Annotated in this window: 13 protein-coding genes, 1 tRNA gene and 4 pseudogenes; 8 read left to right on the forward strand and 10 right to left on the reverse strand. The window is 66.7% G+C overall.

Annotated features, from left to right (window positions below):
• Nucleotides 1–244: transposase (locus tag ACYVL2_RS18680; RefSeq protein WP_460546161.1), on the forward strand; the 244-nt coding region annotated here is incomplete at its 5' end.
• Nucleotides 245–306: 62 nt separating this feature from the next.
• On the opposite strand, the gene ACYVL2_RS18685 is transcribed toward ACYVL2_RS18680, so the two are convergent.
• Nucleotides 307–1,140, reverse strand: a complete 834-nt coding sequence (locus ACYVL2_RS18685; protein WP_460546163.1) for a cytochrome c oxidase assembly protein — start codon at nucleotides 1,138–1,140, stop codon at nucleotides 307–309.
• Nucleotides 1,137–1,664: a DUF2243 domain-containing protein gene (locus ACYVL2_RS18690; RefSeq protein ID WP_460546165.1), complete on the reverse strand. Its 528-nt coding sequence runs from the start codon at nucleotides 1,662–1,664 to the stop codon at nucleotides 1,137–1,139. The genes ACYVL2_RS18685 and ACYVL2_RS18690 overlap by 4 nt, the downstream gene beginning before the upstream one ends.
• A 126-nt stretch (nucleotides 1,665–1,790) precedes the next feature.
• On the opposite strand from ACYVL2_RS18690, the pseudogene ACYVL2_RS18695 reads away from it, so the two are divergent.
• Nucleotides 1,791–1,883, forward strand: a pseudogene (locus ACYVL2_RS18695) (IS5/IS1182 family transposase); the annotation flags it as partial.
• A 62-nt stretch (nucleotides 1,884–1,945) separates the two neighbouring features.
• Here the strand turns inward: ACYVL2_RS18695 and ACYVL2_RS18700 are convergent.
• The gene (locus ACYVL2_RS18700) at nucleotides 1,946–2,359 is read right to left on the reverse strand and encodes a winged helix-turn-helix transcriptional regulator (protein WP_460546167.1); all 414 of its coding nucleotides are present in this window, start codon (nucleotides 2,357–2,359) and stop codon (nucleotides 1,946–1,948) included.
• Between the two features lie 85 nt (nucleotides 2,360–2,444).
• On the opposite strand from ACYVL2_RS18700, the gene ACYVL2_RS18705 reads away from it, so the two are divergent.
• Nucleotides 2,445–3,329 carry a Rossmann-fold NAD(P)-binding domain-containing protein gene (locus tag ACYVL2_RS18705; protein ID WP_460546169.1) on the forward strand — a complete coding sequence of 295 codons (885 nt, stop codon included), beginning with the start codon at nucleotides 2,445–2,447 and terminating at the stop codon, nucleotides 3,327–3,329.
• A gap of 384 nt (nucleotides 3,330–3,713) precedes the next feature.
• Nucleotides 3,714–4,841, forward strand: coding sequence for a cation diffusion facilitator family transporter (locus tag ACYVL2_RS18710; RefSeq protein ID WP_460546171.1), 1,128 nt, complete (start codon nucleotides 3,714–3,716; stop codon nucleotides 4,839–4,841).
• 663 nt (nucleotides 4,842–5,504) lie between these two features.
• Here ACYVL2_RS18710 and ACYVL2_RS18715 read toward each other — a convergent pair.
• From ACYVL2_RS18715 to ACYVL2_RS18735, 5 genes and pseudogenes are all read right to left on the reverse strand, one after another.
• Nucleotides 5,505–6,152, reverse strand: a complete 648-nt coding sequence (locus ACYVL2_RS18715; protein WP_460546173.1) for a hypothetical protein — start codon at nucleotides 6,150–6,152, stop codon at nucleotides 5,505–5,507.
• The gene (locus ACYVL2_RS18720) at nucleotides 6,145–6,477 is read right to left on the reverse strand and encodes a hypothetical protein (protein WP_460546175.1); all 333 of its coding nucleotides are present in this window, start codon (nucleotides 6,475–6,477) and stop codon (nucleotides 6,145–6,147) included. The genes ACYVL2_RS18715 and ACYVL2_RS18720 overlap by 8 nt, the downstream gene beginning before the upstream one ends.
• A gap of 78 nt (nucleotides 6,478–6,555) precedes the next feature.
• A complete protein-coding gene (locus ACYVL2_RS18725) occupies nucleotides 6,556–7,800 on the reverse strand; it encodes an ISAs1 family transposase (RefSeq protein WP_460546177.1) in 1,245 nt (414 codons plus the stop codon).
• Between the two features lie 124 nt (nucleotides 7,801–7,924).
• Nucleotides 7,925–8,215, reverse strand: a pseudogene (locus tag ACYVL2_RS18730) (NUDIX domain-containing protein); the annotation flags it as partial.
• Between the two features lie 5 nt (nucleotides 8,216–8,220).
• A complete protein-coding gene (locus tag ACYVL2_RS18735; protein ID WP_460546179.1) occupies nucleotides 8,221–8,352 on the reverse strand; it encodes a hypothetical protein in 132 nt (43 codons plus the stop codon).
• A gap of 8 nt (nucleotides 8,353–8,360) precedes the next feature.
• On the opposite strand from ACYVL2_RS18735, the pseudogene ACYVL2_RS18740 reads away from it, so the two are divergent.
• Nucleotides 8,361–8,663 (forward strand): annotated as a pseudogene (locus ACYVL2_RS18740) (5-formyltetrahydrofolate cyclo-ligase); the annotation flags it as partial.
• A 101-nt stretch (nucleotides 8,664–8,764) separates the two neighbouring features.
• Here the strand turns inward: ACYVL2_RS18740 and ACYVL2_RS18745 are convergent.
• Nucleotides 8,765–9,040: pseudogene (locus tag ACYVL2_RS18745) on the reverse strand (IS3 family transposase); the annotation flags it as partial.
• On the opposite strand from ACYVL2_RS18745, the gene ACYVL2_RS18750 reads away from it, so the two are divergent.
• Nucleotides 9,018–9,392: a site-specific integrase gene (locus tag ACYVL2_RS18750; protein WP_460546181.1), complete on the forward strand. Its 375-nt coding sequence runs from the start codon at nucleotides 9,018–9,020 to the stop codon at nucleotides 9,390–9,392. The pseudogene ACYVL2_RS18745 and the gene ACYVL2_RS18750 overlap by 23 nt on opposite strands.
• Before the next feature lie 66 nt (nucleotides 9,393–9,458).
• Here the strand turns inward: ACYVL2_RS18750 and ACYVL2_RS18755 are convergent.
• Nucleotides 9,459–9,533: transfer RNA gene (locus tag ACYVL2_RS18755), tRNA-Val, on the reverse strand.
• A 251-nt stretch (nucleotides 9,534–9,784) separates the two neighbouring features.
• On the opposite strand from ACYVL2_RS18755, the gene ACYVL2_RS18760 reads away from it, so the two are divergent.
• Together ACYVL2_RS18760 and ACYVL2_RS18765 are read left to right on the forward strand one after the other, a co-directional pair.
• Entirely contained in the window at nucleotides 9,785–12,355 is a 2,571-nt protein-coding gene (locus ACYVL2_RS18760) for a rhamnogalacturonan lyase (RefSeq protein ID WP_460546183.1), read from the forward strand.
• 182 nt (nucleotides 12,356–12,537) lie between these two features.
• Nucleotides 12,538–14,790, forward strand: a complete 2,253-nt coding sequence (locus ACYVL2_RS18765) for a hypothetical protein (RefSeq protein ID WP_460546185.1) — start codon at nucleotides 12,538–12,540, stop codon at nucleotides 14,788–14,790.
• The last annotated feature ends 47 nt before the right edge of the window (nucleotides 14,791–14,837 follow it).

Consider the following 14,837-nt stretch of genomic DNA (forward strand, 5'->3'; position numbering starts at 1 on the left):
GATTCGCCGGGTGGTCTATACGACGAACATGATCGAGTCGATGAACGCCCGGTTCCGCCAGGCCGTGCGCCGGCGGGGCCACTTCCCGAACGACCAGGCCGCACTGAAGGTGCTTTATCTGGTCATCCGCGACCGGCGCAAGAATCGGCCGAACGTGGTCGGCAAGACCCGCGGCTGGAAACGAGCCCTCCAGCAATTCGCCCTGTACTTCGGCGACCGCGTCACCGACCAGACCGAACGCTAGAATCAAAACCGATCACCCTGACCCCCAAAGGAACTGACACACCCGTGTGGCGTCTCGTGGGGTCAGGTGCTGGAGCGGGGCATGATGAGTTGCGTTTCGAGCAGCGTGGTGTGGCGGTGCTGGCGGGTGCGGGTGCGGCCAGTGGCGGTGTACCAGTGGAGGGCGATGACGGCGGCGAGGGCGAGTTCGATCAGGTCGCCGCCGTAGTACATGAGTTGGGCGCCGGTCTGGAGGTCGGTGGTGGTGGCGGCGGTGTCGGGGGGCGGGGTCGTGTAGAGGGTTTTGGCGAGGATGGCGTGTGCGGCCCCGGCGGCGATGAGGGTGGTGCCGCGCCAGGCGAGGTTCCAGCGGTGGCGCACCGGGTCGAGTTGGCAGACCGCGAAGGTGAACAGGATCCCGGCGGCGAGGACGTGGAGTTGCAGGAGTATGTGCGCGGCCGGCTGGTGTTGCACGGCGGCGAACAGCGGGGTGCGGTACAGCAGCCAGAGTCCGCCGATGTCCAGCAGGGCCGCTGCGGGCGGGAAGGCGAACCAGGCGGCGCGTCGGGAGCCGGCGAGGGCCAGCAGGGTGCGGCGGGCCGGGCCGGGGCCGAGGGCGCGGAAGGCGAGGGTGAGTGGTCGGGCGAGGACGAGCAGGAGCGGCGCGGCCATGCCGATGATCAGGTGCTGGCCCATGTGGGCGGTGAACGGCCCTCCCGGCAGCGGGTCCACGAATACGTAGGCGATCGCCCAGGCCCCGGTGGTGAAGGCGGCGTCGCGGTGCCACGGCCAGGTGTCGCCGCGGCGCCGAAGCCGGTCGGTCCCCCACGAGTAGAGCAAAGCGGCCCCGATCGCGGCGGCGGCCAGGAACAGCTCGGCCGCGCCGACGCTCATGTGGTGGAGCGGGGCTGCGCTCACGACTGGACCTGCTGGCTGCGTGTGCGGCGCCGGGCGCGGACGGCCAGGATCGCGCCGATGGCGAGTAGGACCAGTCCGGCGCCGTTCCAGGCCAGGTCGTAGGGCAGGAGGTCGACGCCGTAGCGGATCTGGTGGAGGCGCAGCAGCTTGTGGTCGACCAGGCCGTCGAACAGTTGGAAGCCGCCTAGGCCGAGGAAGAGCCCGGCCCAGGCGTGGGTCGAGGCGAGGGCGCGGCGGCGGCGCAGGTCGGCGTACCACACGAACCCGGCGACCAGGGCCAGCAGTTCGGCGGTGTGGAGCAGGCCGTCTGAGACCAGGCCGACCGCGGGGGTCGACCGATCGACGAAGTGGTGCCAGTGCAGGATCTGGTGAAAGACGATCTCATCGACCGCGGCCATGACCGCCACGCCGATCAGCAAGCATGCGGCCAGTGACTGACCGGGCCGTATCGCGGGTCCGGCGGTTGCCGCGTGTGCGGCCGACCCCTGTCCGAGCGGTTCTCGTGCGGCGGCCTCATCGTCCATCTCGCGGGGATACCGCGCGGACGGGGGTATAAACGGCTCAGCGCGGTCCCGCCCCGCACCGGGCGGCGGACCGAGTTGGTCGAGCCGGTCGCAGCCAAATGGGTGTGGTAGTGCTCAGGGACGGAACTGACTGAGCGTCTGGTACCCGACGAGCTCTGGGCGATGACCGCACCGTTGATCCCAAAATCCGTGAAGCGCTCGCAAGGCGGAGGGATCGCCCGGATCCTCGCCCTCGCCGCAGCTCTCGCCTGCTACAAGAAACTCGCCAACTGAGACACGCTCTAAGCGTCCCGCTCGTCGGAGTCCCAGCGCTCTCTCGCCAGCTCCATCTCGTCGAGATGCTTGCGCGACCAGTCGGCAATCTGGATCACCAACTCAGAAAGGCTCTGGCCTATCGCGCTGAGACGGTATTCGACCTGGGGTGGGTTGGTCGGGTAGACGGTGCGGTCGATCAGGCCATCGCGTCCAAGCCTCCGCAGCGTCAGTGTCAGCATCCGCTGCGAGATCCCGGGGATGGCCCGCTGCAGTCGACGGAACCGCCTGGGCCCCTTCGTGAGTTCGACAACCACTAGCACTGACCATTTGTCGCCGATCCGATCGAGCACGTCCCGGATGCCGCAATGATCGTCGCCACAGGGGCCGTGCCCGGCGGGTGCCGCCGCCTGGACGGTTACCGCCGTGTCGCCACCGGACATGGATGTGCCTCCTTTCATCAGATCGGAATGATACTCAGACTTGGCCCTGTCGCCCGAAGTCGAACGGAAAGCAGGGAGCAACGCAATGATCATGGTCACCGGAGCCTCGGGAGCACTCGGCTCGCTCATCACCACCGGACTGGTGGAGGCCGGAGCGGCGGTGGTCGCGGGGACTCGCGAACCTTCCGCTTTCGCCGCGGCCGATGTGCCGGCCCGCCGCGTCGACTTCGACGATCCCGGCCCGCTGCCTGAATCGTTCGCCGGGATCGACGTCTTGGTGTTGGTCTCAGCCGGGTACAGCGAAGACGACGTGGTGATCGCCCGCCACCGTGCGGCCATCCGGGCTGCCGAGGGGGCCGGGGTCCGCCATGTGGTCTACACCGGCCTCGCCAAGGCGGGCGATCACCTCAGCATCGCGCTGGCCCACCGCGCCACTGAGCGCATCCTTGCCGCGTCTTCACTGGAGTGCACTGTACTCGGCAACGGCATCTACGCTGAGCTCATAGCCGATGCCTCTGCGGAGGCGGAGCAGAGTGGCGTCGTTGGCCTCCCGATGGGCGAGGGCAAGATCGCGGTCGTCGCGCGGGAGGACCTCGCCGAGGCTGCAGCGCGCGTGGCAGCAGAAGGCGACGCTGATCCGGGCAATCCACATCGTGGCCGCACATACGAACTCGTCGGCACCGAAGCGATCGGCGGAGTCGACCTCGCATCGGAATTGGCCCGCAGGCACGGCCGCCCCATCGTTTACCGCCCGCAGGGACTCGCTACGTTCCGAGAGGCGCTGTGCGATGCGGGACTGCTGCAATACCAAATCGCGCATTCTGTGTCGATCTTTTCGAACATCGGTGCCGGATACCTGGACGGTACCGAGTCGGACCTGCCCGCGCTCCTGGGACGCGCACCGCGACGGCTTGCGGACGTCATCGCCGCCTTAGAGGGCGGTAGGGCCCGATTCGATGGTTCGTGGTGAGGGAGCGAACCCCATGTGAGGATGGCTCGTTCTGCTCGGTATCAACGGTGAACGTGCTGGTTGCCAGAGCGATCTGTCCGACGGGCGGTGGGCGCCGACCGAGCCGATCGTCGCTGCTCGGCGCGCCGACCGTGCCGCGAGGGCGCTCGACATCACCGCTCCGGTCCACGACCTCCGTCAGATCGTGAACCCGATCCTCCACCTGAACCACATCGGCTGCTGATACTCCGGTTGTAAGTCTGGTTGAGTTGGCGAGTGAGAAGTTTCTGCCGGTGGGATGGCCATGCTGTTGCGAAGGTCTTGCTACTGCACAATTTCCTACTTAAATAGTAGGATATAATCGGGTGTTCGACTCTTCGCCGCGTTCAGTGAGGAAGAACCCGTATGGCAACCGGCGACCACCCGCGCCACGACCACCACGGCCACGAGCGGCCCCATCACCACCAGGGCGAGCATCACTCCGACCATGCGCATGACCATGCTCATGATCACCGGTCGGGCGGCTTCAAGGGGCTGCTGCACTCGCTGCGCCACGCGGCGACCCCGCACTCCCATGACAGCGCCGACAAGATCGACTCGGCCCTGGAGTCCAGCCGCCAGGGCCTGCGCGCCCTGTGGCTCTCTCTGGCCATGCTCGGCGTGACCGCGATCGGGCAGCTGATCGTCTACGCCTTCACCGGGTCGGTCGCGCTGCTGGGCGACACGCTCCACAACATCGCCGACGCGCTCACCGCCGTCCCGCTCGGCATCGCCTTCTTGCTCGGCCGCCGTGCGGCGAACCGACGCTACACCTACGGCTACGGGAGGGCCGAGGACGTCGCCGGGGTCATCATCGTCGCCGTCATCGCCGCCTCAGCGGTCGCCGCCGGGCTGGCCGCGATCGACCGGCTGGGCCACCCGGCCGGGGTCGACCACTTGTGGGCCGTGGCCGCGGCCGGGCTCATCGGCTGCATCGGCAATGAGATCGTCGCCCAGTACAGGATCCGGGTCGGTCGCCGGATCGGCTCGGCCGCGCTGGTGGCCGACGGCCTGCACGCTCGCACCGACGGGCTCACTTCCCTGGCCGTGCTGCTCAGCGCCGGCGGCGTGGCCCTGGGATGGGGCTGGGCCGACCCGATCGTGGGTCTGGCCATCACCGCGATGATCCTCGTGGTGCTCAAGAGCGCCGCCGTCGAAATCTACCGGCGATTGATGGACGCCGTGGACCCCCAGCTGGTCGACCGGGCCGAGACCACCTTGACCCAGACGCCCGGTGTCCGCTCGGTGGGGGCGCTGCGGATGCGCTGGATCGGCCACCGCCTTCAAGCCGAAGTCGACCTCGCCGTCGACGCCGGCCTGTCGGTGCTGGAGGCCCATGCGATCGCCATCGATGCCGAACACCGCCTCGTCCACACCGTGCCACGCCTGATGGCCGCCACGGTCCACACCGACCCGGCCGAGCATCACCAGGCCCACCAGCTCCTGACCTACCACCGCTTAGGGGGCCGATACCACTCAAGTGGCCGCTGGTAGTGCAGCCGTTCAGTGACCGCTTGATGGCGGCGACGCCAGGTCGACCACCGCATCCGATGCTCCCAGGACAACGCAGGAGCGCGCGCGCCGTCCGGGATAGTGACTGCCGGTCGGGTCGCGGTGGATCCATTGGTTCTGGATGAGGATCCGCAGGCGGTCGTAGAAGGTGGATTCGGCGAAGGGTTCGCCGTCGTCGCGAAGGCGCGCGGCGACTTGTTTAGCCGCCAGGCCCGGCTCCCGTAGGACCGCGTTGAGCAGTTGGGGGCGGTGGCGTGCACGGGGCGGGTTGGCAGTGGTCTTTGGGCGCTGCCATGCGCCACGGTCGTAATCACTTGCGGCTACTCCGGTAGTTCCTGGTACCGCTTCAGGACTTCCTTGACGGAGTCCGTCACCGTTAGGTCCTCGGCGAGTTCCCGCCATTCGTAGGCGTCGTGCTCGGTGAGAGCGACTGGAGCCGGTGCGGCCACGTCCACTGCGAAGTTGAACTGGCGGCTCTTCTTGCCGCTCAGGGCGATTTTTCAAGTTCCCGTCATGGAATGAAAAGCCAGGTTGGGGCGTATGATGAAGCTGGCACGGGTTCGGGCCGACGCCTTCAGGCCGAGCTGGCCACGGGTGATTGCGCTGGTTCAAGGATCGCGACGTGGCCGGGCAGGAAGAAGGCCGCTACGGATGGCTTTGCCGAGGGCCCTTCTTGCGTTGAACCCACGTGTCTAGAATCCAGAACGGCGCTATGAGCGTAGCTGGAAGGCCAATGAGGATAAATAGCCAGGTCGCTCCGGTCGCTTTGGCGAACAACATCAGCGCCAGGCAGCAGACGATCAGCGCGATGGTCGCGTACCGTCGCCGTTGAGCGCTTCGGAGGTCGAGTTTCCGCTTCGCTCGCACATACTGCGGGTCGGCAGGGCTCGTGTCAGGGGCTAGCTTACCGGCGCGCAGGACTCGCCGATGATAGGCACTCTCGGTACCCAAACGTTTGCGACGGCGCTGTTCTTCCTCCCGTCGCTCCTGCGGAGACAGTGTTTGCAGCCACCGCCTTCTGTCCCTGGTGTAGTACCGGTACCCGTAGGACTTGAGTTCGTTTTGTTCCCATCGGCGTTCGAAGTCAGCCCTGCTCTCTCCTTTCGGAGGCGGCCCTTCGTGGAATCGCTGCATGCCCTCGGCAATCGCGTCCGGGGAGACGGATTCGCTGATGTTGATCCGATCGGCGTTGTACTGAGGGCCGTGGACATGCTGTCCCTGCTGATCGAAACGCGCACCCCGCCCCTGTTCGCGCTCGGACCGCCCCCAGTCATGGTCGTGCGTGTCACCCATTGAGAAACACCCCAGCGGCACTGGCGACGTTCTTCACGATCTTCGCGACCGAGTTGCTCACGGTCACTAGCCCGGCGAGGCGGCCGCGTGCTGCTCCGGCGTCGCCAGCTTCTAGCTCTGCGCGGGCCGCGGTCAGCTCAGCAGCCACGCGTCCACGGGTGTCGGCGGACATCTCCAACTCCTGCACCGCATCCAATGCTCGGTCGAACTCCCTCGCCACCGTTCGGGCATCGATCGAACTGCGCTCCCCGTGCGCGACGTTGACGGTGTCGCCCATGTACTGGTTGCCGTATACAGTCTGCCTGTCCTGGTTGAACGTAGCCATCCCACCATGATGCCCTAATCCGGCCATCCGCAGTGTGCCAGTTTCGCCGCGTCGACCAAGCTGTTGGCCAGGGACTTTTCAAGTTCCTGAAGGGTTGGGTTGGCGGCTGATACCCAGGATCGGCAGGGCTCGTGCGGCTTCGGCACCGATTGCTCTGGTGGTCTTGCCGATGTTGGTCGCGCCGAGGATCTTAAGGATGCCGGTAGCAAGGTTTCTGAAGGCGGCCATCGCGCGGGGCGCGGTCCCGGTGTGGACGGTCGAGGCGTCCTCGGCGAAGGTGACATCGCGGATGTGGTGGGAGGAGTTTTCGATTCCCCACTGGCCGCGAACGAAGACGGCGAGATCGGCGGGCGTGGCCTGGTGCGCGTCGAGGCTGGTGACCGCGTAGTCGGTCCGGCGGGTTTCCTTCTTCCCGGTCTCTCTGCGGCGGCGGTGGATCCGGATGGCGAGCGCCGCGTGGGGGAAGGCGATCCCGCCCAGATTCTCGGCGATGGCCATGGTCTTGATCGAGCGGGACTCGACGCGCCCGTGGCCGCGCTCGGAGGTTGAGTCCTGGATGGCGACGGTGTGCCAAGGGAGGCTGCTGATCTGCCGGTACGCGTTGCGTTGATTGGCCTTGATGACGGCGATGTAGTGCGCGCCCTTGACCTCAGCGAGCCAGGTGATGTTGGCCTTGACCGAGTGGAGCGCGTCGAAGGTGACCACGGTGTCGGCCAGGTCGAGCGGGGCCAGGAGGGGCCGGAAGTGCTTCGTTTCATTGGTGTTGGATCCGACTTCGACTTGCGCGATGGTGGCGACGGTGCCCTGGGTGACCGCCGAGAGCAGGTGGCGGCGGGGCTGGTCGAGGTGGGCCGAGCCTTTCAAGGCCTTGCCGTCTACGGCTATCGCCCGCAGGGCCCGCCGGCCGGATGCGGGGTCCGGTCCGCGACCGTCGGCGGGGGATCGGCGGTGTTGGTCGGCCAGGTACGCGCCGATCGCGGTGTCGAGCGCGTCGCCGTCGAGGTGTTCGAGGACGCGTCCGATGGTCGCAGTCGAGGGTGATCGGCGCCAGCGGAGCAGGTGGCGGCGGATTCCTATCGCTTCGAGCAGGTCAAGCCGGGCACGCTGTCCCCATTCGGCGAGTTCATCAATGCTCGTGGCGCCCGAGACCGTCGCGCAGGCGCAGATCAGCAAGACAGCGGTCAGGGAGTACCACCGGCCCCGCCGCGATCGGGGGTCGGGAACCGAGTCGAGGTAGGGGCGCAGGTCAGCGATCCGTTCAGGACCAAGGGGACCCAGCTTCTCGAGCGCAGCAGGGATCGGCGAAGATGAAGTGGCAGACACGGGAAGCTTTCGTAATCATCAGGCTTAAGACACCACGATGATGACGGAACCCGTGTCTGTACTGCTATGCGGCTCAAGCAGTCTCAAGACGACAGGTCACCCATGCCGGGAACTTGAAAAGGCCCTGCTTGCCGCTGCCGCTGGTGTAGTCGAATTGGCCGAGGTAGTGCTGGATGACGGCAACCTTGAGGCCGGTCTCCTCTTCGACCTCACGCTTGAGAGCGGCGTCGAGCGCTTCGCCGCCTTCGACCTTGCCGCTGGGCAGCTCCCAGATGCCGCCCATGAAATCGTCTACCGGACGCTGAAGGAGCAGGATCTTTCCGTCGTGCTGGACGACGGCGCCGACGACGAGTTGCTGTACGCCGTCGAGGTCGGCGTCGGCAGTCAGGCGGGTAAGGAGCGAGTTGTCGATCATGGTGTTCATCCTTGTAGCTCTTGGTAGTTGGACGTGACTTTGCGGAACGCTTCGATGTAGCTGTCAACGAGCGGCAGGTCTTCCTCGCGGTGCCAGACGGGCAGCTTGAGCGTGTGATGGTGGATGGCCTCGGCCACCGGGAACCGGCGTGCGCCTCGGCAAGGGTGCAGGATACTCAGACATCGAGGTGGCGCTGCTTCAGGAAGCCGGACTGATTTCGGAGAAGACGGTCATCGTGACAACCGTGCATTCCTTGCAGGTCCTACATGAGGAGCTGCCCGAGACAGATCACGACTTCAGCGTGGACTTGATCGTTACGCCTGATGAAGTGATTCGGTGTCGACGGGCACGTCGGCCAAAGGGGCTTATCTGGAACGACTTGAGTAGGGAGAAAATCAAATCGATCCCAATCCTGGCTAGGCGGGAACAGTCAAGCTCAGGAGAGTAGCAGGATATCCGTTCAGTATCGTCGCCATCACACAGAACTTCATTAGAAACCGGTGAAGTCGGTTGCGGACTGCCGCACGTTTGGGTGACAGGTTGTAGTCGCGCAGCCAGTGCGGCTGGCGTGTTCATGATGGTCTCGAACTCGATAGGTGTCGAACCTCCGAGACGAACTTGCCGACGGCGCCGGTAATAGGTCCGCTCGATCCAGGTCATAATCGCGATCCGCAATTGCTCGCGCGTGTCCCAATCTCGGCGGTCAAGGACGTTCTTCTGGAGCAACGCGAAGAACGATTCCATGGCCGCGTTGTCGCCCGCAGCGCCGGCCCACCCCATCGACCCGGCCATGCCGTGACGGTTGAGCGCATGCACGAGCTTCCGTACGCAGATTGCATCGCGCAAGTGGAATGGGCACAAGTGGGAGGGCATCGTCTACGTGTTCGGCACTCGGAATGACACGGTCAAGGATGACCGCAATGTTCGGCGTTTCTTCAAGTCCGTGGTCGAGGAAGCCGGCGTGGAGGGAAACTGGGCTCCGCGGGAGCTGCGCCACACGTTCGTCTCGTGGATGTCCGACCAGGGAGCTAGCGACGAACTCATCGCTGACCTGGTCGGGCACAAGAAGACTTCGACTACGCGGACGGCCTACCGGCATCAGCTTCGGCCGGTCATCACCACGGGTGCTGAGCTGCTCGATAAAGCCTTCGGCGACGACTTCGACGCGACGGATTGAAGGCCCGTTGGCTCCCTGTTTGGCAACAAAACGCCCCCGGCGACTTATCGCCGGGGGCATTTCTGCTGGTGGACGATACTGGGATCGAACCAGTGACCCCTCGCGTGTGAAGCGAGTGCTCTCCCGCTGAGCTAATCGTCCGGGACGGGGTAGAACTTTACCGGAGGCGTTGGTGGGCCGCCGCAGTGGGGGCCCGGTCGTTTCGGTCGTCACAGGGGTGGCGCGGGGGAGTGGGGATTTCAGTGTGATCTCCGTCTTGACATGTGAACGTTAAGTCGATAGCCTTCGATTCGTTAAATCGTTTCAAAATGAGGTCGGTTCGGCGCGGGAACCCTCATCTTGCACCTTGGCGTGCCGCTGCCGGCCTCTCGCGATGACAAGGAGCCCCTTCGATGAGTCCTCCCAATCAATTCAGGCGTATCGCGGCCGTGTCGTTGGCGACCGCCGTCGCTGGTGCCGGTGTCATGACGGCCGTGGCCGGTCACGCTCACGGCCCCTCCGACGGCGGTTCCGGCACCGGCGTCCAGCTCGAGAACCTCGACCGCGGCCTCGTCGCGGCGCAGACCGACGACGGTGTGTTCCTCAGCTGGCGTCTACTTGCTGACGAGGTGTCCGGTTATAACGATTCAGGTCTGACCGGAGCCGACTTCAACGTCTACAAGGACGGCGCTCTGCTCGCCTCGGTCACCGACAGCACCAACTACCTCGACACGGACGGTGCCGGAGACTCCGAGTACCGCGTCGTCGCCGTGGTCGACGGCGAGGAGGTCGACTTCTCCGACTCGGTCAGCCCCTGGTCGGACGCCTACCTAGACGTCCCCCTCGACAAGCCCGCGGACGGCGTCACCCCGGCGGGCGAGTCCTACACGTACGCCGCCAACGACGTCAGCGTCGGCGACCTGACCGGCGACGGCCGCTACGAGTACGTGGTCAAGTGGGACCCGTCGAACTCCAAGGACGTCTCCCAGGTCGGCTACACCGGCCTCGCCTACCTCGACGCCTACACCCAGGAAGGCGAACTGCTGTGGCGGATCGACCTCGGGGTCAACATCCGCGCCGGGGCCCACTACACCCAGTTCAACGTCTACGACTTCGACGGCGACGGCATCTCCGAGATCATGCTCAAGACCGCCCCCGGAACGAAGTCCACTTCCTACGCGGGCGGCGGCGAGGAGCGGTACATCACGCTGCCTCAGGACGACGTCGACGCCGGTGTCACCCATGAGGACGACTACCGGCTCTCGGCCGAGGGCTACTACGGCCACCTCGTCGAGATGTTCAAGGGCTGGCACGAGCACCCCGAGGTCGTGAACGGCGACTGGCCGGCCACGATCGAGGCCGCGCTCGGCGCCGACGACCAGTTCGACTTCGCCTACCCGCTCTCGCAAGAGGACGCCGAGGCGCTCGCCGACTACTTCATCGACGTCTACGCGCCCTCACGCTCGGGCCGCAACGACCTGCGGAACTTCGAGGGCTTCATCCTCTCGGGTCCCGAATACCTCACGGTGTTCGACGGCGCCACCGGCCTCGAACTCGACACCGTCGACTACCCGGTCCCGCGCGGCGACGACGGCCTCCTGTGGGGCGACTACGCGATGTCCCGCATCGAGCCGGGCAACCGCGTCGACCGCTTCCTCTCGGCCGTGGCCTACCTCGACGGCGAGCACGCTTCGGCGATCTTCGCCCGCGGCTACTACACCCGCACGACCATCGCGGCCTACGACTGGGACGGCGAAGCGCTGACGCAGCGCTGGCTGGCCGACTCCGGGCACGCCCCGATGTCGAACCCGTTCAACGACGGTCCGCACGGCGTCGAAGGCCCCGACCCCGAGTGGGGCACCCTCACCACCCAGGGCAACCACTCCCTGGGCGCGGCCGACGTCGACGGCGACGGCAAGCAGGAGATCGTCTACGGCGCCGCGGCGCTCGACGACGACGGTTCACTGCTGTTCTCCTCCTACGACTACGGTCCGCCCGAATCCAATGTCGCGGGCCAGTACGTCAAGCTCGGCCACGGCGACGCCCACCACCTCGGCGACCTCGATCCCGAGCGTGAGGGCCTGGAGATCTTCTCGGTCTTCGAAGGCGGCCCCTGGGCGCCGTACGGCTACGCCATGCGCGACGCCGCCACCGGCGAAGTCCTGTGGGGCGGCTACACCGGCCGCGACACCGGCCGCGGCATGGCCGGCGACATCGACCCGGACATCCCGGGCCTCGAGGTCTGGGCCTCCCTGCCGCCGAACGAGGAGGGCGACCCCGAAGGGCTGTTCACCGCCGCCGGCGAACCCATCGCGAGTCCGACCCCGGGCACCAACATGTCGATCCGGTGGGCCGCCGACCTGACCACGCAGTACATCACCGGTCACCAGACCACGGAGATCACGCCGACCAGGATCCACGACTGGCAGGACGGCGTCGTCCTCGAGGACGCGGGGATCGTGAACAACAACTGGACGAAGGGCAACCCGGGCCTGGTCGCCGACGTCTTCGGCGACTGGCGCGAAGAGCTGGTGACGCGCACCGTGGACTCCACCGCGCTGCGGATCCGCCTCTCGACCGAGGTCACCGACCACAAGCTGTACACGCTCATGCACGACCCGCAGTACCGGGTCGGCGTGGCCACGCAGCAGACCGCCTACAACCAGCCGCAGTACACCAGCTACTACCTGGCCTCCGACATGGACTTCGCCGACGTCGACGTTCCGGACTTCCACGCGCCGGGCTCGCTCGACGAGCTCCGCTCGACGCTGCAGTCCTACCGCGACTCCGTCGAGCTCAGCTGGTTCGAGTACATCGGACTGAAGGCCAAGCTGAACTCCGCCGAACGGCATCTTGACAACGGCAAGTTCTCGCAGGCCGCCAAGGCGCTCGAGGGCTTCGTGTTCAAGGCCGAGCGGGCCGGCGGCGAAGCCGGCACGGTCCTGGCCCACCAAGCGGAGCAACTGATCCGTCAACTGGACTGACCGAACGGCGAACCGCACCGGCGGGGTCCTCTCCGAGGGCCCCGCCGGTCCCGTGTCGGGGTCCGCTCCCCAGACGTAGGATGATACGAGGAATTCACCTGCGTTTCTCGCGGGCGTCCCCTCGCCGCGCTTGAGTGCAGGTGAGCTCATCTCTCACTTGAACAGCATTGGAGCAACTCCTCGTGTCCTCCCTCCGACGGAGAGCCCGGATAGCGACCGCCGCCGCAGGCGCGGCAGCGGTCGTCATCGGCGGGCTCGCTTTCACCGCCCAGGCGTACGCCGACGACGCCGAGACCATCCACATCGGCGAAGTGCAGGGATCGATCGGCGACGGCGACACCGACTTCTCCTCGCCCCTGCACAACCAGAACGTCCGGGTGCAGGGCGTGGTCACCCAGCTCTACCTCGACAGCAGCGGCGGCAAGGGCTTCTTCCTCCAGGAACGCGCCGACGCCACCGACGGCGACCCGAACTCCTCGGACGGCATCTTCGTCTTCAACAGCCGCTACGACACCCTGCGGACCCGCTACGGATCCCCGGCCGAGGAGGAGCTCGGCGCCGACTGGGACGTTACCGTCGGCGATGAGATCGTCCTCGAAGCCCGCGTCGGCACCTACTTCGGCAACATCCAGTTCAGCGGCGGCTCGGCCTTCGTCTACGACGTAGTCGACACCGGCCTGGACCCGCTCGAAGTCGTCGAGACCGTCGAAGTCGACCCGCCCGACGACGCCGAGGACTCCCAGCGCTACTTCCGGCGCCACCTGGGCATGCAGCTGACCGTCCCGGCCGACTCCGTCGTCACCGCCGGGCGCGACGTCTACGGCGCCGACGGGGAGGTCTGGGCCATGCGCGGCGACCACGACGTCGCCCAGCGCGACGACTACTCCTCGCGCGCCTTCCGGGACGCCCACCCGCTCGACAACGTCCCCGACCAGACCTTCGACGACGGCAACGGCTACCTCTTCGTCGTCGGATCCTTCGGCGTCAAGGCCACCGCCGGCGACGCCGACGCGATCATCGCCCCGGCCAAGACCTACGACGTGATCGGCGAGGCCGCCACCGGGGGCGTCTACTACACCTACGGCAAGTACACCGTGAACGTCGCCGAGGACCTGAGCCTCACCGGCGGCCTCGAACCGGCGGCGAACCACCCGGTCGCACCCGCCGGCGACGGCGAGGTCGCCATCGGCTCCTACAACATCGAGAACCTCTACGACGTCCGCGACAACCCGAACTCCGGCTGCGACTTCGCCGGCGACACCGGCTGCGTCGACGAGGAGGACCCCGAAGGGAACGTCGACCCGCCGTTCGACTACGTCCCGGCCTCCTATCAGGAGTATGAGAACCGTATGGAGCGGGAAGCCGCCCAGATCATCCACGATCTCCACAGCCCCGCGATCCTGATGACCCAGGAAGGCGAGGCACAGGACGTCTGCTCGACCAATCCCGAGTGGACCGCCGACACCGACCTCGGCGAAGACCGCCTGGTGTGCGACCTCGAGAACCAGGGCGAGGCCAACGAGCACTCCGACGGCCGACCCGACTCCCTGCAGGAACTGGCCCTCGTGATCGCCGAGAGCGGCGGCCCGCTCTACACCGCGGCCGGCGACCTCGACTCGGCCGACACCCGCGGCATCATGACCGGGTTCCTCTACCGGCCCGAACTGGCCGAACTCGCCGAAGTCGAGGCCACCGACCCGGTCCTCGGCGCCGACCCGAAGATCGACTACGCCACCGAGGCCGACGAGATCAACGCCGACGTGGAGAACCCGAAGGCGCTCAACGCGGCCCTGCCCGAATCGGTGGTCGACCAGTGCCGGTCGTCGGGCCCGTACGCCTGCAACGGCTACGACGTCTTCAGCCGCCCCGCCCAGGTCGCCAAGTTCGTCTTCGACACCGACGGCAAGAAGACCGCCGAGATCTACCTCGTCAACAACCACTTCTCGTCCGGCCCCGACCGCCGGGTCCTGCACCGCACCGAGCAGGCCACATACGTTGCGGCGGTGAGCGAGGCGATTCTGTCCGAGGACAAGAAGGCCAAGGTCCTGGCGGCCGGGGACTTCAACGTCTTTCCCCGCCCCGACGACCCGTACGCGCCCGGGCAGACGATCTCCGGCGACTGGACCGGTCCCTCGGACCAGCTGGCGGCCATGTACGAGGACTCGGGCCTGTCGAGCCTGTACGACACGATGGTCGCCGACCACCCGGAGGCCGCCTTCTCCTACACCTACCAGGGCCAGACGCAGACGCTCGACCAGATGTGGGCGTCGCGCTGGCTGATGAAGGCCGTCACCGGCGTCGCGAGCGCGCACATCAACGCCGACTACCCGGCCGACGCCCACGCCTCCGGTGAGGAACCCGCTTACGGCAGGTACGGCGTGTCCGACCACGACCCCGAAGTGGTCACGTTGAACCTCAAGAAGCTCACCAAGTGATCTCCTGAGACGACGATGGGGCCGGGCGTCTGCCCGGCCCCATCGTC

This window comes from Glycomyces halotolerans (assembly GCF_054779575.1).

Excerpts from the sequence above, each read along its gene's own strand:
- ACYVL2_RS18710 (WP_460546171.1), top strand. The coding sequence starts at position 3,714 with ATGGCAACCGGCGACCACCCGCGCCACGACCACCACGGCCACGAGCGG.
- ACYVL2_RS18760 (WP_460546183.1), top strand. The coding sequence starts at position 9,785 with ATGAGTCCTCCCAATCAATTCAGGCGTATCGCGGCCGTGTCGTTGGCG.
- ACYVL2_RS18720 (WP_460546175.1), bottom strand. The coding sequence starts at position 6,477 with ATGGCTACGTTCAACCAGGACAGGCAGACTGTATACGGCAACCAGTAC.
- ACYVL2_RS18690 (WP_460546165.1), bottom strand. The coding sequence starts at position 1,664 with ATGGACGATGAGGCCGCCGCACGAGAACCGCTCGGACAGGGGTCGGCC.
- ACYVL2_RS18705 (WP_460546169.1), top strand. The coding sequence starts at position 2,445 with ATGATCATGGTCACCGGAGCCTCGGGAGCACTCGGCTCGCTCATCACC.
- ACYVL2_RS18715 (WP_460546173.1), bottom strand. The coding sequence starts at position 6,152 with ATGGGTGACACGCACGACCATGACTGGGGGCGGTCCGAGCGCGAACAG.
- ACYVL2_RS18700 (WP_460546167.1), bottom strand. The coding sequence starts at position 2,359 with ATGTCCGGTGGCGACACGGCGGTAACCGTCCAGGCGGCGGCACCCGCC.